Origin of the sequence: Methanoregula sp. (genome assembly GCF_049510175.1) — an archaeon.
Taxonomy (GTDB): Archaea; Halobacteriota; Methanomicrobia; order Methanomicrobiales; family Methanospirillaceae; genus Methanoregula.
In genome coordinates this window covers 40925-64124 of the sequence record NZ_JBEKZF010000010.1, presented here as the reverse complement: position 1 = coordinate 64124, position 23200 = coordinate 40925, and the positions used below count along the sequence as shown (strand labels likewise).

The 23200-nt window shown below is 55.6% G+C and carries 19 protein-coding genes, 1 rRNA gene and 1 pseudogene; 10 read left to right on the top strand and 11 right to left on the bottom strand.

Annotated features, from left to right (window positions below; translation table 11 throughout):
- Positions 1-311 (bottom strand): 16S ribosomal RNA (locus ABSG49_RS11395); the annotation flags it as partial.
- 804 nt (positions 312-1115) lie between these two features.
- Complete coding sequence (locus tag ABSG49_RS11390) at positions 1116-1814, bottom strand: hypothetical protein (protein WP_424026251.1); 699 nt, start codon at positions 1812-1814, stop codon at positions 1116-1118.
- Between the two features lie 809 nt (positions 1815-2623).
- Here ABSG49_RS11390 and ABSG49_RS11385 point away from each other — a divergent pair.
- Entirely contained in the window at positions 2624-3127 is a 504-nt protein-coding gene (locus ABSG49_RS11385; RefSeq protein ID WP_424026250.1) for a hypothetical protein, read from the top strand.
- Positions 3128-3156: 29 nt separating this feature from the next.
- Here the strand turns inward: ABSG49_RS11385 and ABSG49_RS11380 are convergent, their stop codons facing one another.
- The 3 genes from ABSG49_RS11380 to ABSG49_RS11370 are packed head-to-tail and all read right to left on the bottom strand — an operon-like array spanning position 3157 to position 8068.
- Complete coding sequence (locus ABSG49_RS11380; RefSeq protein ID WP_424026249.1) at positions 3157-4053, bottom strand: segregation/condensation protein A; 897 nt, start codon at positions 4051-4053, stop codon at positions 3157-3159.
- Positions 4046-7492, bottom strand: a complete 3447-nt coding sequence (smc, locus tag ABSG49_RS11375) for a chromosome segregation protein SMC (RefSeq protein ID WP_424026248.1) — start codon at positions 7490-7492, stop codon at positions 4046-4048. Before smc ends, ABSG49_RS11380 begins: the two co-directional genes overlap by 8 nt.
- A gap of 12 nt (positions 7493-7504) precedes the next feature.
- Positions 7505-8068, bottom strand: coding sequence for a hypothetical protein (locus tag ABSG49_RS11370; RefSeq protein ID WP_424026247.1), 564 nt, complete (start codon positions 8066-8068; stop codon positions 7505-7507).
- Positions 8069-8368: 300 nt separating this feature from the next.
- Here ABSG49_RS11370 and glyA point away from each other — a divergent pair, with 300 nt between their 5' ends.
- The 7 genes and pseudogenes from glyA (at position 8369) to ABSG49_RS11335 (ending at position 14754) form a co-directional block, all read left to right on the top strand.
- Positions 8369-9607 carry a serine hydroxymethyltransferase gene (gene glyA / locus ABSG49_RS11365; RefSeq protein WP_424026246.1) on the top strand — a complete coding sequence of 413 codons (1239 nt, stop codon included), beginning with the start codon at positions 8369-8371 and terminating at the stop codon, positions 9605-9607.
- Positions 9608-9627: 20 nt separating this feature from the next.
- Positions 9628-10476, top strand: coding sequence for a bifunctional methylenetetrahydrofolate dehydrogenase/methenyltetrahydrofolate cyclohydrolase FolD (folD, locus tag ABSG49_RS11360; protein ID WP_424026245.1), 849 nt, complete (start codon positions 9628-9630; stop codon positions 10474-10476).
- Positions 10458-11270, top strand: a pseudogene (gene folP / locus ABSG49_RS11355) (dihydropteroate synthase). The gene folD and the pseudogene folP overlap by 19 nt, the downstream one beginning before the upstream one ends.
- Positions 11267-12043 (top strand): coenzyme F420-0:L-glutamate ligase, encoded by a 777-nt coding sequence (gene cofE, locus ABSG49_RS11350; protein ID WP_424026244.1) that lies wholly within the window; start codon positions 11267-11269, stop codon positions 12041-12043. The pseudogene folP and the gene cofE overlap by 4 nt, the downstream one beginning before the upstream one ends.
- A gap of 175 nt (positions 12044-12218) precedes the next feature.
- Positions 12219-13997, top strand: coding sequence for an MFS transporter (locus tag ABSG49_RS11345; protein WP_424026243.1), 1779 nt, complete (start codon positions 12219-12221; stop codon positions 13995-13997).
- Positions 13998-14028: 31 nt separating this feature from the next.
- Positions 14029-14460 carry a universal stress protein gene (locus ABSG49_RS11340; RefSeq protein ID WP_424026242.1) on the top strand — a complete coding sequence of 144 codons (432 nt, stop codon included), beginning with the start codon at positions 14029-14031 and terminating at the stop codon, positions 14458-14460.
- Positions 14461-14532: 72 nt separating this feature from the next.
- Complete coding sequence (locus tag ABSG49_RS11335; RefSeq protein ID WP_424026241.1) at positions 14533-14754, top strand: hypothetical protein; 222 nt, start codon at positions 14533-14535, stop codon at positions 14752-14754.
- A gap of 7 nt (positions 14755-14761) precedes the next feature.
- Here the strand turns inward: ABSG49_RS11335 and ABSG49_RS11330 are convergent, their stop codons facing one another.
- Positions 14762-15928 carry an acyltransferase family protein gene (locus tag ABSG49_RS11330; RefSeq protein WP_424026240.1) on the bottom strand — a complete coding sequence of 389 codons (1167 nt, stop codon included), beginning with the start codon at positions 15926-15928 and terminating at the stop codon, positions 14762-14764.
- Positions 15929-16130: 202 nt separating this feature from the next.
- Between ABSG49_RS11330 and ABSG49_RS11325 the strand changes: the two genes are divergently transcribed.
- Positions 16131-16607, top strand: coding sequence for a hypothetical protein (locus ABSG49_RS11325; protein WP_424026239.1), 477 nt, complete (start codon positions 16131-16133; stop codon positions 16605-16607).
- 1044 nt (positions 16608-17651) lie between these two features.
- On the opposite strand, the gene ABSG49_RS11320 is transcribed toward ABSG49_RS11325, so the two are convergent.
- The 5 genes from ABSG49_RS11320 to cofC form a co-directional block, all read right to left on the bottom strand.
- Positions 17652-18893 (bottom strand): ABC transporter permease, encoded by a 1242-nt coding sequence (locus ABSG49_RS11320; RefSeq protein WP_424026238.1) that lies wholly within the window; start codon positions 18891-18893, stop codon positions 17652-17654.
- Positions 18890-19573 carry an ABC transporter ATP-binding protein gene (locus tag ABSG49_RS11315; protein WP_424026237.1) on the bottom strand — a complete coding sequence of 228 codons (684 nt, stop codon included), beginning with the start codon at positions 19571-19573 and terminating at the stop codon, positions 18890-18892. Before ABSG49_RS11315 ends, ABSG49_RS11320 begins: the two co-directional genes overlap by 4 nt.
- 10 nt (positions 19574-19583) lie before the next feature.
- On the bottom strand, positions 19584-20909 hold the full coding sequence (locus tag ABSG49_RS11310) for a COG1361 family protein (RefSeq protein WP_424026236.1): 1326 nt from the start codon (positions 20907-20909) through the stop codon (positions 19584-19586).
- Positions 20910-21223: 314 nt separating this feature from the next.
- Positions 21224-21937 (bottom strand): ribonuclease III family protein, encoded by a 714-nt coding sequence (locus ABSG49_RS11305; RefSeq protein ID WP_424026235.1) that lies wholly within the window; start codon positions 21935-21937, stop codon positions 21224-21226.
- Between the two features lie 32 nt (positions 21938-21969).
- On the bottom strand, positions 21970-22596 hold the full coding sequence (gene cofC, locus ABSG49_RS11300) for a 2-phospho-L-lactate guanylyltransferase (RefSeq protein WP_424026234.1): 627 nt from the start codon (positions 22594-22596) through the stop codon (positions 21970-21972).
- A 358-nt stretch (positions 22597-22954) separates the two neighbouring features.
- Here cofC and ABSG49_RS12280 point away from each other — a divergent pair, with 358 nt between their 5' ends.
- Positions 22955-23191, top strand: a complete 237-nt coding sequence (locus ABSG49_RS12280; protein WP_490356193.1) for a GyrI-like domain-containing protein — start codon at positions 22955-22957, stop codon at positions 23189-23191.
- Positions 23192-23200 lie beyond the last annotated feature (9 nt).

The window sequence follows — 23200 nt, the reverse complement described above, 5'->3', positions numbered from 1 at the left end:
ATTCGTGTCTCAGAATCCATCTCCGGGCTCTTGCTCCCACAACCCGTACCGATTACAGGCTTGTTGGGCCGTTACCCCAACAACAACCTAATCGGCCGCAGACCCATCCTATGGCGGCGGACCTTTCGACTACAAAGCATTCCAGCATCCATAGTCTATGGGGTATTATCCCCAGTTTCCCGGGGTTATCCCCCTCCATAGGGTAGATTGTCCACGTGTTACTGAGCAGTATGCCGAGGTCTTACACCTCTCGACTCGCATGGCTTAATCGAACTCCGATAGCAGTGGCCTCTGGCAGGATCAACCAGAATTCTACAAATATACGCACACTATCTGAACTGTTCTAAGGAATTAGCGGTTACTAAACAAATTTCCGCATTGCCAGTATCAACGTCAGAACCAACACCGGTCATGCCGGTTATCGTTGGATCTCCATCAAAGAGAATTAGCTTGATATTCGTCGTGTTTGTCGAATCAAACACAGGCCTATAGTGTAGGGCACAGGATTATTTATACCTTGTTACCAGCACCCTTCTTCGAAAATGACCGGAGTCATTTTCTCAAACTCACGGGCGTCTCCCCGACACCCGTTTCGTTTTCTTCAGGACCGACCCCCGCCCGCAGGCAGTTTTCGTCGGTTCGTCACCAGAATTTGTGGTTATCATTATTGGAGAGCGGGGCATTTAAGGGTTACTCCCCGGAAAATGCACCTTTTTCAATGGGTTTTATTGACGGGGAATTATTTGCCGGGCAGATACCGCCATTTTGGTTTCTGAACCGGCTTTTCATGCTGTTCTGGCAGTTTCGGTTTTTCCGGACCGGATCCGGGGGACAACAGCGGATCCCTGCAGGACCCGGATCCTGTGCAGGAAAACAGCGTAGAGCGCGGGAGAGGGTTGATCATGGTTCCGTCGGACTCGCGCGATCGGGTACCTTTTGGGGAGAATGTTGCCGCAATCGTGCGGGGGATTTCGAGCCATGGATGATGCCCCAGAGAGATCCCTGGCTAACACCAGATGCCGGAAGGTCTTCCGTAGTAACTTCTTAAAATCCCAGTAATCAAGATCTGCTTGAATGTCCTCTTCCTGTGTGATAAATCTGGACCCGGATTACGCTCAGATGTTTGGATACTTCTTGATAATATCCGCCCTTTCCTGATTGAGCTGGTTAGCCCGTTGTATATCATGATCATCGGTATACCCATCGATCAAGTAGAGTTTATAGGCCTCGGAAGCAGGGACGGAAATACCTTTAATTATCCATTCTCTTCGCATGGCATCGCGCTGCGCCCTGCGTTTCTGTATCTGATTAGCTTCGTCATCCATCCTCGCCAAATCGGCCCGGTCCTGGTTGGAAATTTTTCCAAGACTGTACAATGCCTGTTTTATCTCATTCTCTTTGAGATTCTGGTCAGTGGTTGTTGCAGTTACCTGGCTGTCATTTTCATGGATCTGCTGCACGATTGTGTCCCTTGTTTTTTCACTGAGATCTGTAATTTGCGGTGTTTTTGTTTTCATGAATCCTTCAATAAAGTCTGTCCCGGCGTATCCCGCCGCAACCAGTCCCAGTAACAGTTCAAGATTGACATCTTTTCCCAGCATCATCAGGGATGCCAGCCCCCCGGCAATACCACCGATGATCAGACTGAGAACGAGTAGTCTGATATTGAACCAGTCGTCGAATGATGAATTGACCCCCGATTGGGAAGCCAGATCAAATTGTTTTTTGATTCCAACAATGACACGGGCACTCTGACCAAGTGCGCCCAGTAATATCCCCAGTACCACAGAAGCTAATGCTACAATTACGTCCATATCCACCGGTCACCAAGCGAGATATTATCTCAATCAAGTATATAATAATTTTGTATTAAAAAAAATATTTGACAGAATTGGAATAAAGGAATATATATGAAAACACTATTACGACATGGGGCAGCCAGTTTTTCAAACCTGATGACATAGCAATGCCATCCCACATCTCACACGTAAATTTCTGCAATTTCATGTCTGAGAAAGAGCTCCGTGAAATCTTCCGGGGAACTGAACATCGTATGTTAAAAGGGTATGTATTGCCGCAATCGTGCACACCTTACCGGGCCGGGCTTGGATCAGTCGGACCTGTCTTACTGCTCTCAGGGGATCGGCCTTATAGCAAAGTGTACCCACGTGACCCCCTCCCACCCATATAGCCATCCGGATCTACATCACTCTGCGAATTCATCTTCCTAAAACTCCATCATATTTCACGTAAAAACCGGGCCGGAATCTAAGGGAGGGGAAGGGGGTCGCATGGGTCAACACGAAATCCGGGCATCCCGGTTGCATGGGCAGAGAGACTTCGCGATAACCGGGGAAGCTACGCTTTCAACGATGGAGAACCTGGCAATATCGGAATGAGAGAACAACTGCGGGACAGTAGGTCGCGGTTATTAAAATGCCCCTCATGACCCCCTCATCTTCTCGTGAAACCGACCACCAAGGATTTATCGGACGACCTCATTCTTCTTGATCGGGACCCGAGACACCAATCCCAATCCCAGTACTGCGAACCGGGGCATGGGACATCGCTGGAGAGAAAACGCCTCGACCGATACTGCGGCTGATACTAAGGGAGATATTGAATGAAACTGTTTCACCAGAGGCCCGGGACAAAGAGTGCAGTCCACCGGCTGAAAAAACCGTTTCCGGACGTGACTGCGTTCGATGCGGTCATCCAGACGCTTGTCCTGAAAAACCCGCTTGGCTGCACATCATACCTGAGTGTGAAGAAGCACCACCCTCCCGTAGAGAAGGTACGGGAGATGTACACGGCGAAATTCATCTACCTGGATGCTATAGGCAAACGGATCGGCAGAACATCTGAGGTATACGATTCCGTCGAAGGCTACGAGACCGGCATCGCCGCGGTCATCTCCAACATGGCCAACATCGCCTCCCACCGCGGGAAGGTAAAGCACCTCCCGGCTGCCGACCTCTTCTCGGTCACGCTGAAGTGCCATGATCCGGAACTGGGATTCTATTTCATCAGTTTCGCCCGGAACCGGGTGACGTTGTTTTCCTATAGTGACGACGCGATCCGGAAGCGGGTCGAAAAGTGGACGGACACTGTGCCGGCACTCGCATAATAGGTAGTATCGGAAAAGCCGTTCCGGATTTATTCAGCAGCAGATCCGGTGGGTGATTCTCCCTCCTCAGCCGCCCGGCAGATCTGCACGAAAATATCCCCGAAAAATTCCTCCTGCCGCAGGGTGCACCGCCCGTCCAGTGCGAGGAACAGGAGAGGGATATAGACCTCAGGGATCCCCCACTCCATCTGCTGGCACAACTCCGCGAGGGTCATCTCCTCGTCGATCTCCAGCCCTTCGAGGTACTCCGCGAGCCGGGTCATCGACGACTCCTGGAACCCTTCCTCGTGGGCGATGCTGACGACGTCGTCCGCATCGATCAGGAGCGATTCGGGGATATCGGCGGCCATCCGCCGGCGCCGCCGATCCTCCTTCTCGATGTTCTTGAGCTCGGTGATCAGCTCGAAGAGGGTGATCGGGCTCTTCCTCATGTTCTTCCGGTCGAGCCGGCGCTGGATCTCGTGCTCCAGCTGTTCGATGGGGCCGAGCCTGCCACTGTAATCGATATCCTCCCCGCCACCCCCGAGCCCGTCCCCGAACAGGTCACCGTCGCCGTCCCCTTCGTCATCGGGTGCCTCTATGACGACGAGCTGTTCGGACTTCATCCGGATGAGGGTTGCAGCAAAGAAGAGCGTCCTCCCCGAGAGCTGGAGATTCAGTTCCCGCCGCCTCTCCAGCTCGGAGAGGAAACGGTCGGTGACCTCGATGATATTGATGTTCCAAGGATCGATCTCCCCGCGTTCCGCAAGGCCGACAAGGATCTCGACCGGGTCTTCAACAATCTCCTGGGTCACCGGTTGAGGCCCGGCCGCTTCACCGGGCAGGGGTGACGTATGGTCGCCCGGCCCGGGCGTTCCGTGTCGTGAACTTTCCGGTGGGGGGGGGTCAGAGTTTTTTATCCGCCCCTCATCAGGCTGGTCATCCATTCGATTTTACCCCGGTTACAAGGGTGCTCTTATCGGACCGCAGCGTAACCCCCATGATCCGCTGGGCTGCCTCGATCATCGGCTTCCTGAGGGAGACGATGACGAACTGGGAGCTGGGCGAAAGTTCCGTGACCATGGAAGCGATCCGTTCCACGTTCGAGCCGTCGAGGGACATGTCCACTTCGTCCAGAGCATAGAAGGGTGCGGGAATGTAGCGCTGGATCGAGAAGATGAACGCGAGCGTGGTGAGCGACTTCTCCCCGCCGGACAGGGAATTGAGCAGGTGCACCTTCTTGTCCCGGGGCTGCACGGCAAAGGTCATACCTCCGGCAAACGGGTCCTCCTCGTTCTCGAGCACGAGGTGCCCGCTGCCGCTTGTGAGCCGTGCAAAGATCTCCCGGAAGTTGGTGTCGATCGCCTTGAACGCGGTCGTGAAGGCCTCGTACTTCATCTGCTCGAACTTCTCGATCCGTTCGATCAGGGTCTCCCGTTCGGTCGAGAGCGTCTCTTTCCGCTCCGTCCGTTCCGTCACCTGACGCTGGACCTTGTCGTACTCCTCGATCGCGAGCATGTTCACGGCCCCGATCTTCCGTATCGCCCCGTCCGCTTCGGCAATCTTCCCCTCGATCTCCGAGAGCGTCAGGTTTGTATCCATCTCGCCGATCTGCTGTTTGAGCATCTCGATCTCGATCCCGAGGGTCCGGGCGCGATCTTCGATCGCCCCCATCTGGATCGTGATCCGCTCCTTTTCGGCATCGAACTTCATCAGGTTCAGTTCGGAGTTTTGTATGCCTTGGGATACGTCGCCCCGTTTCGTCCGCAGCTCGTCCAGTTCACCGGAGAACTCCTTCTGCCGTTCCTCAAGTGCGGCAATCTGGGTCTTGTGAGCCGTGATCTGCTCGTTGGAGACGACAATATCCGCATCGATCTGCCGGTTGCGCTCGTCCTGCCGGTTCCGCTCTTCGGCCAGTTCGCCGAGCCGGGCGGTGAAGTGCTGGCGCTCCCGCTGGGCATCGTTGATATCCGCATCCTTGTTGCGGAGGCGGCGCTCGGATTCCTCGATCTCCCTCTTCTTCTTCTCCATCTGCTCGGTGAGCGCGGGGATGTTGGTATTGTCGAGGCGTTTCTTGATCTCGTCGATCTGGCTGTTCAGCCCGTTGACGGCATCGGTAGTCTCATCCAGTTCCGCCTCAAGAGCTGAGAGCTCGGCAGCCCCGTTCCTGGTCTCGTCCTGCTGGCGAAGAACGGCAGCCTCGATGGTCTGCTTCTCGACCGTGATCGCCTCGAACCGGCGCGAGAACTCCTCGGTGAACATACCGAACCGTGCGACTTTCTGGTCGATCTCGTTCCTCGCCGTCCTCTTCGCATCCACTTCTTCCGTGAGCCGTTTTGTGCCCGCTTCGAGCGTTGCCGCCTCTCCCTGGAGTTCACCAAGGTGCGAGCGTATGCGGAGGATCTCGTCATCGACCGCTGCGCCGAACCCGCGGGGGCCGCCCTGCTTCTTCGCCGAACCGCCGGTCATCGCCCCGCTCTTCTCGATCAGCTCGCCTTCGAGCGTGACCATGCGGTACTTCCCGATCATCTTCCGGGCCCGTTCGAGGGTATCGACCACGACCGTCCCCCCGAGGACAACGGAAAAGGCGCGGTCATACCTGGGATCATATTCCAGCAGGTTCACCGCGTAGTCGATGACCCCGGGCTCCTTGAGCGGGTGCAGGGCCGGGGGTTTGAGCTTGTTCAGCGGGAGGAACGTGACCCGCCCGAGCCGCTCCTCCTTGAGGTACCGGATCGCGTCCGCGGCGATCTGGTCGTCATCGCAGACCACGAACTGGAGCTTGTTGCCCGCCGCGATGTTCAGGGCCGTCGAATACTCGGCCGGGGCCTTCCCCAGTTCGGCAATCGTGCCGTGCACGCCCTCGATCGCCGCAACCGCCTCGATCGCCCTGCCGCCGGACTCGCCCCGTGCCTGCTGGGCCGCCTCGAGCCGGATCGCGTCCTGCTCGCTGTCGCGGATCTCCGAGCGGAGGCGTTCGAGGGACGAGCGCTGGGCAAAGAGTGTGCTCTCCAGTTCCGAGAGGTTGCGGTCCAGCCCCTTCTTCTCCGAAAGAAGGTCCTCCACGCTCTTCTCGCTGTCGGAGAGCTGCGTCTGTTTCGCAGTGTACTCTTCGTCCAGCTGCCGGAGGAGACCGGTGAGGCGTTCGAGCTCCGTGGTGCGCATCCGGCTCTTCTCGATCAGCATGTCCTGCCGGTGGAGGATCTCCGAGCGCTGCCCTTTCTTCTCCTCGGTCTCTTTCAGGAGCGCAAACAGCCGGTCGCGGGCACCTTCCGTATCCTCGCTGTGCTGTTTGATCTCGGTCTCAAACTTCTCGAGCTGCGCCTTTGCGGTGGCAACTTCCATGGCGATGTTCGTGCGGTCGATAGTCAGGGTGCGGATCTGGTCAGTGCATTCCGTGACCCGGGCCTCGGCACGTTTCGTATCCATGTAGACGCGGTTGATCGCTTCAAGGTTCGTCTCCTTCTCCTTCCGCATGCGGACGATCGTCTGCTCAGAGAGCTTGATCCCGCTCTTGGCCTCCTCAAGTTCCGCGATCAGTTTGAGGTAATCGGCCCCGCTCTTCTTGTTGATCAGATCGTCGATTTCCTTTAAGTCCGCCTTCAGGTAGGCGAGCTCGTTCTCCTCGATCCCCCGGTCGGACGCAATGCGGGTGAGCTGGATCCTGTGCTCCTCGGTCGACTGCTGGAGGGTCGAGAACTCTTTCTCCCGCTCGTGGAGCTGGGCTGCAGAGCGGCAGTTCTGGTAGAACGTGAGCTCGTTCTGCCATTTCTGGTACTCGAGCGCGTGCGTCCGTTCGCGCTTGAGTTCGTTTGCCCGCCTGGTCAGTTCGATCAGGAGGAGCTCCTCACGCTCGATCCGCTCCCGGACGATCTCGAGCTCCGCGAGCGACTGCTGTTTCTTGGTATCGAACTCCGATACCCCTGCAATCTCATCGATAATCTTCCGGCGCTCGAAATCGCTCATCTCCATGATGCGGGTGATATCGCCCTGCATCACAACGTTATACCCGTGAGGTATAATACCGAATTTTGCGAGATGGTCGACAATATCGCTCTGCTTGCAGAGCCGCTCGTTGAGGTAATTGTAACTGTAGTACCCGTTCCCGGTCCGCTTGATCCGTCTCCGGATCCTCGTGCCGTCGGAAAACTCGAGCGATACCTCGGCGGTGTTCCTGCCGGAGTTCAGGTTGATTAAGTCCGTGAGTTTCTCGGCCCGGAGATTGCGGGAACTGGAAAGGGCGAGGACGAAAAGGATGGAATCGATGATGTTACTCTTGCCGGAGCCGTTCGGTCCGGATATAACCGTGAAACCCTCCAAAAAGGGAATTTTTGTCTTTTTTGAAAAAGACTTGAAATTGTCGATCTCCAGCTCTGTGATATGCAAAGATCCGGCTCCTTACTTCTTTGCAGGATCGGTCTTGGTTTCCTCAGCAGCGTAGATGAGCTCGCCCTGCTTGGGTCTGGAAATTCCTTTCTTGTTCTTGCCGTAGCCGGCAGATGCGACGATATAGTCCTTGTCTCCCCGGCGGGGTTCGAGTTTCATGGTGCCATCCTGCTGCATGATCATGTCCATCACCGGTTCCGCTGGCGCTGCCGGCGCATCGGACCGGCCTTTGGGCCGGATGACCGTGCTTCCGCTGGTGGAGGGGGCTGCAGGTGACACCGGTTGTGTACTCTGCACGATCGGTCCCCGCTTCAGCTCCTGCCTGCTGCGCTCTTCGGTCTGCTTGGACATCTTCATCGCAATGGACTTGAGATCGAGCAGCTCCTGGGTCAGACCCTTGACAAGCGCCTCCATATCCCGTACCTTCTTCTCGAGGGCTGCAATGCGGTCCTCGCTGGCTCCTGAACTTTCCATCATGGTAATCAGCTTCTCCTGTTGATCGAGTTCGTGCTCAAGGAATTTGATCTTTGCATCGGACTGCGCATACTCAAAACACTTACTGTAATGGTGCGGCACGCTCCTTATTAATAATAATAGTAATGATCGCCTGATTAGGAAAAAAGGTTTGTGATCAGAAAAGCCCATCAGGGCTTTGATGACGAGAAGAATCCATCAGGATTCTTCGCTGTCCCGAAGGTTCATTAGAACCTGAGGGGGTGTGGTTCATCAGAACCACGAGCTCTCTCCACCCCCCTTCTCGTCATCGTGGTTCTGTTGAGCCAGTCGAAGAATCCTTCGGATTCTTCTCCTCCTCGTGGTCTGACGACCACTCGGAAAAGAAAGAGTATTACCTCTTTAGAGCGAACCTTTCTCCATATGTCATATCTGTCCAGAACGGATCCAGAAATTGCAGATATCATCGAAAAGGAACGACTCCGCCAGACCAACGGCCTTGAGCTGATCGCGTCGGAAAATGTCGTGTCACGGGCGGTGCTCGAAGCGATGGGGTCCATCATGACCAATAAATATGCCGAGGGATACCCGGGCAAGCGATATTACGGAGGCTGCGAGTTCCACGATATGGCGGAAAACCTCGCCCGCGACCGGCTGAAAAAGCTCTTCGGCGCAGAGCATGCCAACGTCCAGCCCCACTCGGGTACCCAGGCAAATATGGCGGTTTATTTTGCCTACATGAAACTGGGCGAGAAGATACTGAGCATGAAGCTCAACCAGGGTGGCCACCTGTCCCACGGCTCACCGGTCAGTTTCACCGGAAAATTTTACCAGATAGCACAATACGGCGTTGACCCCAAAACCGAAACCCTCGACTATGGCGTGGTCGAAGAGATGGCAAAGAAGGAGAAGCCGCAGATCATCGTCTGCGGTGCCTCGGCCTATCCCAGGACCATCGACTTCAAGGCTTTCCAGTCGATTGCTGACGGTGTCGGGGCATACTGCATGGCAGATATCGCGCACATCGCCGGTCTCGTTGCCACCGGCCTCCACCCGACCTCGGTCGGCGTGACCAATTTCACGACCACCACCACCCACAAGACCCTCCGCGGTCCCCGCGGCGGCGCGATCATGTGCAACAACGAGTACGCACAGGCGATCGACAAGGCGGTCTTCCCCGGTATGCAGGGTGGGCCCCTGATGCATACGATCACCGCCAAGGCGGTCTGTTTCCAGGAGGCACTCAGGCCCTCGTTCAAGGAATACAACAAACAGATCATCAGGAACGCACAAGTCCTTGCCGAGACCCTGATGGCAAACGGCCTCCGGCTCGTCTCGGGCGGTACCGACAACCACCTGATGCTCCTCGACCTCACGGAACAGGGTATCACCGGCCTTGAAGCAGAGACGGCGCTCGGCAAAGCCGGCATTACAGTCAACAAGAACACGATCCCGAACGAGACCAAGAGCCCGTTCGTGACCAGCGGCCTCCGCATCGGCACTCCTGCCGTCACCTCACGGGGCATGAAGGATACCGAGATGCGCCTGATCGGGAACTGGATCGCAGGCGTGATCAAGGATATCCACAACGAAGCGGCCATTAAGGATGTCCATGCCAGGGTTGAGGCAATGGCCAGCCGCTTCCCGCTTTACCCGGAATAATCGTTTTAAAAGGTACTGCCATGAGCACGATCCTCGACGGGAAAAAGACGTCAGAAAAACGCCTTGAGATTCTCAAGGAGGAGATCGGGGAGTCCGGGCTCTACCCCCACCTTGCAACGATCATTGTCGGCAGCGATCCCGCATCGCAGATGTACGTCCGGATGAAGCACCGTGCCTGCGAGCAGGTCGGGATCGGGTCGGTGGGGATCGAGATGCCTGCCGACGCGACCACCCGCACGGTAGTCGACACGGTGCGAATGCTGAACCGCGACGCGGAGATCGACGGGATCCTCGTCCAGCTCCCGCTGCCGGCACAGGTCGACGCGGAGCGGGTGATCGGTGCGATTAGCCCGGAGAAGGATGTGGACGGGTACCACCCTGAGAACATGGGGCACCTCTTTTTGGGAAGGCCCCGGTTCTCCTCTTGCACACCGACGGGGATCATGACGCTCCTGGCAGAATATAAGATACCCATAGCCGGTGCCCGGGCCGTCGTTGCCGGGCGCAGCATCGATGTAGGCCGGCCCATGGCCGCCCTGCTCCTGAACGCCGATGCTACGGTCACGATCTGCCACAGCAGGACAAAAGACCTTGCCGAAGAACTGAAGCGGGCGGACATCCTCGTCTCCGCGATCGGCAAGCCACACTTCATCACGGCGGAGATGGTGAAGCCCGGCGCGGTTGTCGTCGATGTCGGCATCAACCAGCTGGACGGGAAACTGGTCGGGGACGTGGACTTTGAGGCCGTCAAGGAGATCGCTTCTGCCATCACCCCGGTGCCCGGGGGCGTTGGCCCGATGACGATCGCCACGCTGATGGAGAACACCTTCCGCGCGACAAAGGAGAGAGCATGCGAACGTGTGTTATAAACAAACTCACCATCGGCGGTACGGCACCACCCCGCGTGATGGGCGTGATCAACTGCAGCCCGGAATCCTTCTACCACGACTCGTTCATCCCGACAACCGAGATCCATGATAAAGCGGTCGGGATGGTGGAGGCGGGTGCGGATATCCTTGACGTGGGTGCACGGAGTACGGCGCCCAATGCGCAGGCGATCAGCGGTACCGAGTAGGCAAGCCGGATCGATGCCGCCCTGAAGGAACTGGACGGGACCGGGTTTACCATCTCTGTCGACACGATGAACCCGTGGGTGCTGGATGCCTGCCTGAAACACGGGATCCATGCCGTGAACGACATTGCCGGGTTCGCATCGACGGCCTATGCCCGGCGCGTTGCCGATGCCGGGCTGGCCGCGTTCGTCATGGCAACGGACTATACCCCGGGTGATGCCGTCGGCGTTGCAGCCACGGAGAAGACAATCGCGGCCGTCATCGGGCGATGCGAAGCGGTGGGTATCGACAACTACGTGCTCGACCCGGGCATCGGGATCTGGACCCCCTTCCGCTCGTACGATGACAACTGGGAACTCTGCCGGCACTTCGATGCATTTGCCCGGTTTGAACGCCCGCTCCTTGCCGCGGTTTCCCGCAAGAGTTTCATCGGCAACCTCGTGAACCGGGAGCCGGAGGAACGGCTCGCGGGAAGCCTCGCGGTGACCCTGTTCCTCCTCCAGAAGGGTGCATCGATCGTCCGCACCCATGACGTGAAGGAGACGGTGGACGCGATCCGGGTGTACAACCGGATGGTGAAAGCGCCGTGAACTCCTCCTTCGGGGTGTTCGGGCTCTCGACCGGGATCATCCACAGCGGCGATCCGATCGCGGACCGGGTCCTCGCGGCGGCGGAAAAGGCGTGTGGTGGTTTTGAGGAGGGAGATGTCCTTGTCCTCGCCGAGACTGCGGTTGCGACGTCAGAGGGAAATGTCATCCACCTGTCCGGGGTTGAACCCTCCCCGCAGGCACAGGAGCTTGCGGAAAAATACCGCATGGATCCCCGCACCGTGGAAGTCGTCCTGCGGGAGAGCGATTCCATTGTCGGCGGCATCCCGGGGTTCCTGCTCTGCATGAAAGGCGGCACGCTCCTGCCGAATGCCGGGGTGGATGCGTCGAATGCCCCACCCGGCTGCGTCACTCCCCTGCCGGCAGATCCGGACCAGAGCGCCCTTTCGATCAAGACGGCGATTGAATCGCAGGCCGGTGTGCGGATTGGGGTGATCATTGCCGACAGCCGCACCCACGCGATGCGCCTCGGGTGCAGCGGCGTTGCGATTGGATCGGCCGGTATTCCCTCGGTCATCGATGACCGCGGCAGAAGCGATCTTTTCGGGCGCACGCTCGAAGTCACAAAAAGGGCGGTTGCTGACAACATCGCCTCTGCCGCAGAGCTGGTAATGGGCGAGGCTGACGAGTGCACGCCCGCGGCGATCATCCGCGGCATCGGCCTCCCCATCGACGACCATATCGGAGTCGAGACGATCGATGCCACCGAATGTCTCTTCATGGGGACCTTCGCAAAGAACCGGTCGCAGTGGTAGATCCGCCCGCTCCAAAACCTTTTTTGCCAAAAATGCCCCTGTTATTCTCCATAAGGATAATAAGTGCGGTACCGTACCGTATCCCCGGTACATGGGAGTACTCGCCAAACCACATGAGACCACGGACACCACCACACTGGCAGTGTCCTCTCTCTGAAAAAACCTGGTGAAAACCTTGGATACCACCACACAGCCGGGCGACAGCGCCCCGGAAAACACGCCATCCGGCAAAGGCATCCATTACAAGTGGGTGGCCCTCTCGAACACGACGATCGCCACGTTCATGTCTACGGTTAACGGGAGCATTATCTTAATCTCTCTCCCCGCCATCTTCAACGGCATCAATATCGACCCGCTCACATCGTTCCAGTACCTGCTCTGGATCCTGATGGGATACGGGATCGTCACCGCCACCCTGCTCCTAAGTTTCGGCAGGCTCTCGGATATGTACGGGCGGGTACGGCTCTACAACATCGGGTTTGCCATCTTCACGGCCGGTTCCATCCTCCTCTTCCTGACCCCGGATACCGGTGACGCCGGTGCCATCGAGCTCATCGTCTTCCGGCTCTTTCAGGCAGTCGGCGCGGCGTTCATCTTCTCCAACAGCGCTGCGATCCTCACTGATGCATTCCCTCCTGACGAGCGGGGAAAAGCGCTCGGCCTCAATCAGGTGGCGGCGCTCTCAGGCCAGTTTGTCGGCCTCATTATCGGCGGGATCCTTGCGGTCTTCCACTGGCGGTATGTCTTTTTGATCAGCGTGCCGTTCGGGGTTATCGGGACAATCTGGGCGTTTCTGAAACTCAAAGAGCCGTCTTACCAGAAACGGGCCCGGAAGATCGATATATGGGGGAATCTCTCCTTTTCCGGTGGTCTGACCCTCTTTCTCGTTGGCATCACGTACGCCCTGGTCCCGTACGGCAGCGCATCCATGGGCTGGGGGAACCCGTGGGTCATTGCCGCGCTCTTGTGTGGCATCCTGTTCCTTGCCGCATTCCCCTTTATCGAGACCCGGGTCGACGATCCAATGTTCCGTATGGATCTCTTTAAGATCCACAACTTCGCATTCGGGAACGCGGCAAGATTCCTTTCCGCACTTGCCCGGGGCGGCGTTATGATCATGCTGATCATCCTGCTCCAAGGGGTCTGGCTGCCCCTGCACGGTTACAGTTTCGAATCGACACCCTTCTGGGCCGGCATCTACATGCTGCCGCTCACCATCGGGTTTGTGGTGATGGGTCCGCTCTCCGGTATTATGTCCGATAAACATGGCACCCGGTGGATCAGCACGTTTGGCATGGTGCTCGTCGGGATCTCGTTTTTAGTCCTCGCCATACTGCCCTACAACTTCGATTACCTGCCCTTCGCACTGGCCCTCCTGATTATGGGTATGGGAAACGGGATGTTTTCCTCGCCCAACGCTGCGGCAATCATGAACTCGGTGCCTGCTGAAGAGCGCGGTGTCGCCTCCGGCACGATGTCGACCCTGATGAACTCCGGGTTTGTCCTTTCCATGGGGATGTTCTTTTCGATCGTGGTCGTCGGACTTACGAGCGCGTTCCCCCCGACGTTCTCGGCGGCGCTCTCGGCGGCTAATGCGACGCAGCTGATCCCCGCAATGAGCACAATACCTCCAACCGGCGCAATGTTCGCGGCATTCCTTGGCTACAACCCGGTCCAGATGATCCTCACCGGTCTCTCCCCGGCCCTGCTTGCCACGGTCGCGCCTGCGACCCTTCTCACCCTCACCGGGGTGGTCTGGTTCCCGACGATGCTTGCGCAGGCGTTCATGCCCTCGCTTTCCCTCTCGTTCTACATCGGAGCAGGCCTCTCCTTTATCGCTGCACTGCTCTGTGCGATACGGGAAGAACGGCATGTGGAAAAGATTGACGGGACCGGCCGTGATGGGGGCAACAGCGCCAATCCGCAAGAGTTATCCGGAGAGAGGGTAAAATGATCGCAATGCTGGAAAACATGAGGTAACATACATGACCAACCGGTTATTTGAGAAGATCCTGATAGCAACAGACGGATCGGATCGGAACAGGGCTGCTGTGGAAGAAGCCCTGCAGATCGGCCGCGTATGCGGATCTGCCGTATTTGCGGCCTATGTAATAGATCTCAGTGCATTCGAATCCGCGTCCGCGGACGTAGTGATACGCGATACCTGGGTCGTAATCCAGCGGGAGGCGGAGGCTTCGCTTGCCCGTGTCCGCGCCAGGGCAGGAGGGGTAAACCTGGAAACGGTAACCCTCGAGGGAAAACCGGCTGCCGAGATCGTGAGGTTCGCTGCAGAGAATGGGATCGATCTGATCGTTATCGGAACACAGGGGAAACGCGGCTTTGAACGGCTGCTCCTCGGCAGTGTTGCAGAACAGGTCGTACGATTGGCACCCTGCAAGGTCCTCGTCGTGAAGTGAAAGCCCGAGAACCCGAACAAAGTTGCGCTCGCTGCCTGTACCCAGAGACCGATGGGCGGTTTGTCGACCGTGATGAAACCGGCTGCATCAAATGAGTTGAAGAAGAGGAGTGCCGGGTTGGCGAGCATGCTCCTGACCGCTGCCAAAGCAGAGACGGGTCAGGGTGAGGATCGTGTACCGGTGGAACCTCCAGGCAACTCTCCCGTAAAAGAGTCCCATGAGTGTTGCGGCGACACCGACAAGCCACTTTTAATTTTAATCTCTCTCCAGAATGTAAGAGTTTCAATAAACTGAAAATAATTCATTTTTCGAAGGGTGTGAGGAGACGATGTACACGGTTTTTCACGTATTCTTCATTCAGATAAAACCCATATCCAAGGGCCAGACAAATAACCAGTGTCAGCAGCGTATTTATCATCTGGAGGATCAGCTGGAATAAAAGCGTCTCGGGCAGCCCGAATCTTATTACGATACTGCGTAAGAATGTTAGCATCGCGTAATTAAAAAAAGCAATAACTGTCATCTGGACCAGGAAGATATGCCAGGAGGCTTTACCGAGATTCGCGATGGATTCAAAAGGCTTTGTCAGTGATGATGATGGTAAATACCGCAGTCCGCACAGGACGAGCACTAATGTCCAGAAATACGCAAATTCATTGAAAAATCCGCTTGAAGGATTGATAAACCAGATCTGGAATTTAAAATAATAGACAGCCGTGATATAGGCAAAGCTCAGCAATCCTGCGATGATTACAAGGGCCAGCGGCTTGCGCTGCTGAAGTGCCAGCCAGATACCCAGTGCTGTCAGGAACAGGTAATAAAGATACGAATGAGCGGATACAACAGCCGACATATTGACCATGAACAGGACATACTGGAGAACCACGTCCGTAATGAATGCGAATACCAGCATTTTATCAGGAGAGAAACGGACAGCCAGCCAATAAAAAAACGGGAGAATCAAGATCTGCGTTAAAATTAGTGGGATAAAGTAATTCCCCGGCCCGGAAGCCCAGGTGAAAAAAAATGCGATGATCCCGAAAATACCGGAATAAACCAGCAAAGAGTCCTGGGAATACAGGGGAAGGCTTGCCGGCCAGAAATAGAGGATCACAATAACCTGGATGATCCAGATGACGACAAAAGGCAGGAGAATCCGTCTGAACCGTTTGTATAAAACTGCCATATCGTAGCAGTGCAGCAGGGATCTTTTATTGAGCCGACGATATGACAATGCCCCGGTAAATGCAGCAAGTAAAAGGAAAACCGGAACCGCCTGCCAGATATGGTACGGAGCACCGCTGACGGTGAGAAGGTTACTGGAAAATGTATGTATGAGTATTACTGAAATGATTGCAAAACCTTTCAGGAGATCAACCTGAGTTATCCTGCTATCACCGGTACTCTGCAAAGGAGAAGACGTTTTTGGGGTTCGTTCCTTATTTTTCCCGGTTTTTGATTTAACCATGAATACATCCATTTTTTTAAAATTCAGAATAAATAGGTTGTTATTTGAGATTTTTGAGGGTTTATGGGAGTGAGCAGCAATTAGCATTATATTATAAAAAATAGAAAAAAATCATCATATGGCTTTGAACATTTAAGGTCAGTCAAGGCTCAAGATTATATTTTTTCCTGCAAATATATTTTTAATATTTTAATAGTTTGCAATGCATTATTTCAAAAAAAAGATCGGGTTTATTGCCAGATGCACGTTGCCATTACGACCGCCGGCCTACGAACTGGCAGCCGGGGGTGTGCCCGAGGGCGGTGTACCCGATGGCTTTTCACCGGATGGCGGTGTGCCTGATGGTGCCGTACCGTTCATCTCCATACCACCCGGGGGTGTACCGGAGGGCCGGGTGCCGTTCATTTCCATACCTGCCGGTGGTGTGCCGGACGGCTGGGTACCATTATTCACCTGCATACCAGCCGGGGGTGTACCGGATGGTGCAGCGGACTGGTCAGATGACCCTGCAGCTGCCTGCGTTGAAGCGGCCTGGGACTGCGTCGATGATGCCGGGCTGGAGGTAGCAGATTGTGCGGAAGAACTTCCGGAATCTGACGTGCAGCCAGCGACAAAAATTCCTGCTACGAGGAACACTGATGCGATCAACATGATCATAATGCTTCTTTTCATGGGATAGGTCTCCTTCTCGGTCCGGACAGACATCATTCCTGATGATCCGGACATGGACTCGACACGGGTATTACCCCGGTACCTGTCTTTAGACTCCTTCTTTTCCAATGATCTCCACGGGGACGATCATCCGTCATGAGGATGGCGATGGGTGCTTTTATATTCAACGCATACGTGAAGTAAAATAATGACCCGGGAATTGCATTAATTGAACCCGGGAGTGTACATTATTTACGGGCAGATTGCCCCACATTCACATGAGCGGAGACGATGCCGGGGCCAGCCGGGCCGGATAACTGCCTTTGTTAAAAAAGTAGGTTCTGCAGAAGTGAGCAAAACGAGGGTACGGCCGGGAATGAGGGTATCCTCATGTCCCGCCGTGATATGTTCCGGTGAACGGGCGGGTGCTGTGGGCACCGCCCTTCCCGTTCCCGGGGATTGAGTGGGTATTCTAGCGCAGGAACCGGTTGATGCGAGGGGTTATATGTGCTGCGTATCCTCTGTGAAGTTCCTGTTCGCTGACAATTTTTTTCCTGTCCTTCTCGGGTTTTTGTACTTCTCCTGAACCTTGTGCATCCTCTGGCATGGTCTCACAAGAGACCTTGATACGGGCCCTCTGATCTGGCTTTCGGGCCCGGCTGCCCACAGGGTGTCAGCCATCGCCGTTGCCTGCCCCGCCTTCCACAGTCCTTTGGGGCCAGGGGTGCAACAACCTGGCTGACATGGTATTAGCGAATCATATCGTTTTTTGTTCTTTTGACCACCTCCACGTTCTGATGACTGCCCTGCCGGGTAATCATCCTGCATCACGGTATCCGCGGCGGGTTTTATATTCTGTGTATGCGGGGGGTGAAATATAGACCCGGGATCCGCATTCATTATACCAGGCGGTCAACAATATGCGGTCAACAACTGCATGGAAACTGTAGGCACGATCCTGTTACGGAAGTGGATCGATCCAAAAAAATGCACTGCATTCAATGCCGGGATTACGTAATACCATAAATGTATGGAAAAAGGTTATTCTCTGTTTTTCATGCTGCCTTCCGGTTTAGTCGTTCCTCAGCGCATCAATCGGGTCCATGTTCGATGCCCGCCATGCGGGATAGAGCCCGGAGATCACGCAGACCACCATTCCAACCAGCATCCCTTCGGGGATATAGATGAGACTGGCCGGGAGGAAGAAGAATGCCGTGGTACCCATCATCGCATCCACCACCGAGTACCCGATAACAAGACTCATCACCCCTCCGATGCCGGCACCAAGAATACCGAGGATGAGAGCCTCGTACACGAACATCTTCCTCACCTCCCCGGTCTCCGTACCAATGGAGAGCAGGATACCGATCTCCTGCACCCGCTCGTTGACCGACATCATCATCACGTTGAAGATGCTGACGGCCGCGACCAAAAGCGAGATACCGCCGATCGCAAGAACGAACGTGGTCAGGGTACTGAGCGTCGACGAGATCGTATCGAGCTGGGAACTGGCGTCACTGATACGGACCACCGGGGTCTTTTCGTCGGTATTGAGCTTGGCATCGATCGCCTTCTCGATTGCCGTAATCGTATCGGTATCATCGGCGATCACGTTCACCTGGGTATAGTGGTCTTTCCCGCCATACTGGGCGGTGTACCAGTCCTTGGAGACGACGATCCCGTTATCGGTACTCACGCTGTCCGCTACGGTACCCCGCGGATCGATGATCCCCACGATCTTGATAGTCGCACGGGACGCCGAAGAGGATGAGTTCGAGGGCGGGCCCGATGAGGCCGAGCTGATCGTGATCTTGTCCCCGACACCGACACCGAGAGACTCGGCAAGGGTATACCCGACGAGCGCTTCATTGATACTCGCGATGTTGGTCCCGTTCCCGACCTTCAGGAACTTTGTCACGTCATCGGGGTCCATCCCGTAGATCATGCCCCGTGCAGGGACATTTCTCGAGGTAAACTGAGTATTGGTTGAGTAGAGCGGGATTACCGAACCGTTCGATCCCACCGCCGTTTTGATCTTGTTCAGCTGGGTCTTGGTGATACCCGATGCCGATGAAGAGGTACTGGAGGATGTGCTCATACCCGGCGGGCCCATCCGGACTGCATCGGCAGTAATAACGATCGTGTTCGCGCTCGACGCGAGCTCGTCCTTGACCTGGAGCTGCATGTTGGTCCCCAGTATTCCCATGGTAGAGATAGCCACGACACCGATCACGATACCGATCGATGCCAGGATTGAGCGCAGGAAGTTCAGCCTTACGCTCCTGACCGAGAGGTCAAAGAATATGTCCTTCATGATGATTCTGCAATCCTCCCGTCTTCAAGGCGTATCGTACGGTGTACATATTCCGCAATTTTCGGGTCGTGGGTAACGAGAATGACCGTTTTTCCTTCCTTGTGCAGGCCGCAGAGGATCTCCATGATCTGGAACCCGGTCTTGCGGTCGAGGTTGCCGGTCGGCTCATCGCAGAGGAGGATCTTCGGGTCGTTCACCAGGGCCCGGGCGATCGCCACACGCTGCTGCTGGCCCCCGGAGAGCTGGTTGGGGCGGTGATGGCTCTTCTCCTTGTCAATCCCCACTGCTTCCAGCAGGGCCGATGCCCTGCCGGTCGTATCGCGTTTTTTGTACTTCAGGATGAGCGGGTACTCCACGTTCTCGTAGGCCGAGAGGAGCGGGATCAGGTAGAACTTCTGGAAGATATACCCTATGGTATCGCGACGGAGGTGCGTCCGCTCGAGATTGCTCATCGTTACCACGTTCCTGCCGCTAATAGAGAGTTCCCCGGTGGTGGGAACATCGAGGATGCCCAGCTGGTTCATGATCGTCGATTTCCCGGAACCGGACGGCCCCATGATCGCGATGAAATCATTTTCCATGATATCGAGCGAGAAATGATCGAGCGCCGTGAAGTCCCCGCTTTCGAGGTGGTAGGTCTTGGTGACATCCACCAGGCTGATAAGGGGAGTATCGGTCATATCCGACCCTTCACTGCTTCTTCAGCTTTGACATGATCCATTTCCGCTTGACATACGCAACGACACCGACAATGATGAGGACAAACATTGCGATGACCGGGTAGAACGAGCTGAAGCCCCCCTTCGCGCTCGTGATGCTGGATAGGACGCTGCTGGAGGATGAGGACCCGCCGGGTCCGCCGCTCATATCCCCGCCGGGTCCTCCCGTGCCGCCCGGGCCACTCATACTGCTGCTGGAGCCTGATGTGGTCGTCCTGGAGGCACTGCTGTTACCTCCCATCGATGATGAGAGATCCAGGGTCTTGGTGAAGGAATAGTCAGTTCCCTCGGCATCCTTCCACGTGATGAGAAGCGGGACGGACCTGAGATCCGTGCTGGTGAAGGTGATCTCGAAACTGGACGAATCGTCCGAGGCAAGGCTGCCGACTGCATATTCCGGATAGGTGCCCGTTCCCTTGGCAGGTAAGCCTACCGTGGCAACCACACCATTTGCATCCGAAATCCCCGTATTGGTGATATCCCCGGTCAGGTCATAGGACATTCCCTGCGAGGTAAGGGCAAGGTTATTGATCGTTGGTACTGCTGCATTTTTGCCGTTGCCGGGGACGATCGGCAGGACAACTGTGGTCTCACGTCTGACATCCCCGTTCTGGTAACTTATGTTGAACGTAATATTGGTCGCTTTGTGGGGAATGATGGTGAAAGGTACTTCCGTAACAGAATTAGCCGGAAGTTCACTGACAAAGGTCTGTGTCGGGGTGATATCCGAGCCATTATCCTCAGTAGTAATATAGATACTCTTGATTACCCCGTCACGCGGGTTGATCAGGCTCAGGTTGACTGCTGCTTCGCTGTCAACGGTAAAGGTCTCCGGCTTCTTGGAGATGGCAGCGTGCATGTCCTCAGAATCCACTTCAAACGTCATGGGGTAGTGGAGATTTTCCGCGTCTTTCGTTTCAGCAGTGAAGAGCGCGAAGTACTTGCCATCCATCCCGTTTACAGTCACAAGGAAGGTATAACTGATCGTGTTGCCGGAGGCGATGTAGCTCATGGTGTGCCACTCGTCCTCTTTCACGATGCTGATATCGTTAGATGCCGAGAGAAGATTCGGGTTCGTTACACCGATTGACGAGTTCCCGTTGTTGGTCAGCGTTACGGTTACGGAACCCTGCTCGTAGGGATAGAATACTTCAGGGTCCATGGTGACTGAGGTGACGTAAAGATAGGACACCCCTCCCACCTTTTCAACTATGTCGGCAGCATTTACTGCCGGGACGACTGCCAGTGCCAGGAGCACCAGCAGGATACAGCTGGTTAGTAAGTATGTTATTTTCATATTTTCACGTGTTCCATTTTTCATTTGACCGGCAGCGAAACCGCCGTGATGGGGACGTCAGACTCTGGTGTTTCCCCAACCCGGGGTTTTCCCCGAAATTGTTTGCTAAACTTTACATGATGTGTCTATTATATTCACATCACGGCAGTCGGCCAAATATTATCCAAAACAGCAATTAATTGAACCGAACAGTTGAATATATCCAAAGGACCTGAGTCAAGGCAGTTCGGATACTGCCACACAGAGCGTTCCGGTACAGGATACCGGGTTATCCGGTAAGCATCATTGATACAAAACGGTTTTATGAAGGCCGGTCAGGGTTCCTTCCCCAGAGTTTCAAGTGCCTTGCGTGCCGCCACCTGCTGTGCCTGCTGAATGCTCTTCCCGCTTCCCTCACCAAGGACCTTGTCGCCAAACAGGACCTCATAGGTAAAGCGGGGGTCATGATCCGGCCCGGAGCGCTTTTTCTCCCGGTACATCGGTGTCTTTTTACTTTTTTTCTGGAAATACTCCTGCAGGATACCGATCGCATTCTCATCGGGACTGTACCGGGAGAGGGATTCCCTCAGGATCGCGTTGATAAAAAATGCTACGTCATCAAGGCCCAGCTCGCAGTACAATGCCCCGATTAACGCCTCGAACGCCCCCCCGGTGATCCGCTCGCCATACGCCTTCTGTTCGCCGATCACCTCGGGAATAAGGAGGGTGAATATCTTTTCCCCGCACTGTTTTACGAGAGCGTCCAATGCACGGTTCGACACAACCGCGCCCAGGATCCGGGTCATCTCGCCTTCTGAGTGTACTGCGTACCGCTGGGTGAAGAGCGACCGGGCGACAACCAGGTTCAGGACGCGGTCGCCGAGAGACTCGTACCGCTGCCATTCCTCTTTGGTAACATCCCAGCGATTCTTTGCAGGATTACCGTATGCCGCGTTGAAACAGGAGATAAACATAGTGATGATCCGGTTGAGGCCCGGGTCAGGTGCACGGAGGAGTTCGATCAGCGACGGGCAGGAAGGGCCGGTCATATGATGCCATTCCAACAAACAAAATGATAATCCTATCGTTTCCGGGCAACGCGGACCCGGCCGGTCTCGGTCTCAAGGTGGAAACCGAGTTCCTCGAGATATGCCCTGCTCTTCCCGGTCCCGTGGATCAGCAGTTCCACGAGGTCGTCATCCTCATCGATGTCCGTGTGGAGACGGAACGAGTCGATCACCTCTACCGAGAGTCCGGCTTCCTGAGCAATCGCCCTATGCTTCAAAAAACTCGTGCCGTAATAGTCAACGTGGAATCTCTTCGGATCCTTGATGTAGATTACGTTCGTCCCGCCACCCCGCCCGGGTACGATCGCCATGTCCTTTGTCGTTGAAGTAACCCGACGGATCGACGCCTCATCTGCAAGAGGGAGGTCCGCCATGATGATGAGGATGTTCTGCTCGGTCGTGGGCAGGATCTCGTTGAGGGACTGGTTCAGGTCCGCATCCGTTATCGTGACCTGGACCAGATCGGAGTCGAAGAGTTCGGTCCCGACAATGACCGGTGAGCACATTGCATCTTTCGCTGCGCTGACCACATCCTCAAGCATGGCAAAAGCGAACTTCTCGCGCTCTTCCTGCGAGAGAATAGCGGAGAGCCTGGTCTTCGGATTTTTCGGCTTGTACGGGATCAGGGAGTGCGGGCACATGTCATAGCTCGTATGCGGGGGGATGAAAAAAAGGTGCTGATATGCACCTGACAAAAAGAGGGATCGTGAATGGTTTATCAGATCGGCCGTTCCACATTCCGGAAATGGAAGGACTGAAACATACGATAAAAAAGGTGCCTGCACGGACGGTCGTTGGCATCGCCCGCCGCACGTCGAATGCGGAGGCACCGGGCTGCATCCCTGCCTGCTGGTAGGAGTTCCTGCAGAAGAATGTTCCTGCAAGGATTTCGCACCGCGTCACACCCCCGGTCATGTATGCCGTATATTCGGTTACGAGAGGAACTGGACTGCCCCCTATACCTACCTGCTCGGGTGCGGAGTCACCCGGGCCGATACCGTGCCGGAGGGTATGGAAGTCCGCCATATCCCGGCGCAGACCTATGCTGTTTTCCGGGTGAATGGCCGGATGCCGGACGAGATCCTCGCGGTCTGGGCAAACATCTGGGGGTCTGACCTCACGCGGACGTACACCTACGATTTCGAGCTGTATGACAAGCGGTTTGCACGACCACTCAACAAGGAGGTAGACGTGTATGTTGCAGTCGACCCGGAACACATGGAGAAGAGTAGATGATCCGTGTTT

Excerpts from the sequence above, each read along its gene's own strand:
- ABSG49_RS11390 (WP_424026251.1), bottom strand. The coding sequence starts at position 1,814 with ATGGACGTAATTGTAGCATTAGCTTCTGTGGTACTGGGGATATTACTG.
- ABSG49_RS11385 (WP_424026250.1), top strand. The coding sequence starts at position 2,624 with ATGAAACTGTTTCACCAGAGGCCCGGGACAAAGAGTGCAGTCCACCGG.
- ABSG49_RS11380 (WP_424026249.1), bottom strand. The coding sequence starts at position 4,053 with ATGGATGACCAGCCTGATGAGGGGCGGATAAAAAACTCTGACCCCCCC.
- glyA (WP_424026246.1), top strand. The coding sequence starts at position 8,369 with ATGTCATATCTGTCCAGAACGGATCCAGAAATTGCAGATATCATCGAA.
- folD (WP_424026245.1), top strand. The coding sequence starts at position 9,628 with ATGAGCACGATCCTCGACGGGAAAAAGACGTCAGAAAAACGCCTTGAG.
- ABSG49_RS11340 (WP_424026242.1), top strand. The coding sequence starts at position 14,029 with ATGACCAACCGGTTATTTGAGAAGATCCTGATAGCAACAGACGGATCG.
- ABSG49_RS11335 (WP_424026241.1), top strand. The coding sequence starts at position 14,533 with ATGAAACCGGCTGCATCAAATGAGTTGAAGAAGAGGAGTGCCGGGTTG.
- ABSG49_RS11330 (WP_424026240.1), bottom strand. The coding sequence starts at position 15,928 with ATGGTTAAATCAAAAACCGGGAAAAATAAGGAACGAACCCCAAAAACG.
- ABSG49_RS11325 (WP_424026239.1), top strand. The coding sequence starts at position 16,131 with ATGCATTATTTCAAAAAAAAGATCGGGTTTATTGCCAGATGCACGTTG.
- ABSG49_RS11320 (WP_424026238.1), bottom strand. The coding sequence starts at position 18,893 with ATGAAGGACATATTCTTTGACCTCTCGGTCAGGAGCGTAAGGCTGAAC.
- ABSG49_RS11315 (WP_424026237.1), bottom strand. The coding sequence starts at position 19,573 with ATGACCGATACTCCCCTTATCAGCCTGGTGGATGTCACCAAGACCTAC.
- ABSG49_RS11310 (WP_424026236.1), bottom strand. The coding sequence starts at position 20,909 with ATGAAAATAACATACTTACTAACCAGCTGTATCCTGCTGGTGCTCCTG.
- ABSG49_RS11305 (WP_424026235.1), bottom strand. The coding sequence starts at position 21,937 with ATGACCGGCCCTTCCTGCCCGTCGCTGATCGAACTCCTCCGTGCACCT.
- cofC (WP_424026234.1), bottom strand. The coding sequence starts at position 22,596 with ATGTGCCCGCACTCCCTGATCCCGTACAAGCCGAAAAATCCGAAGACC.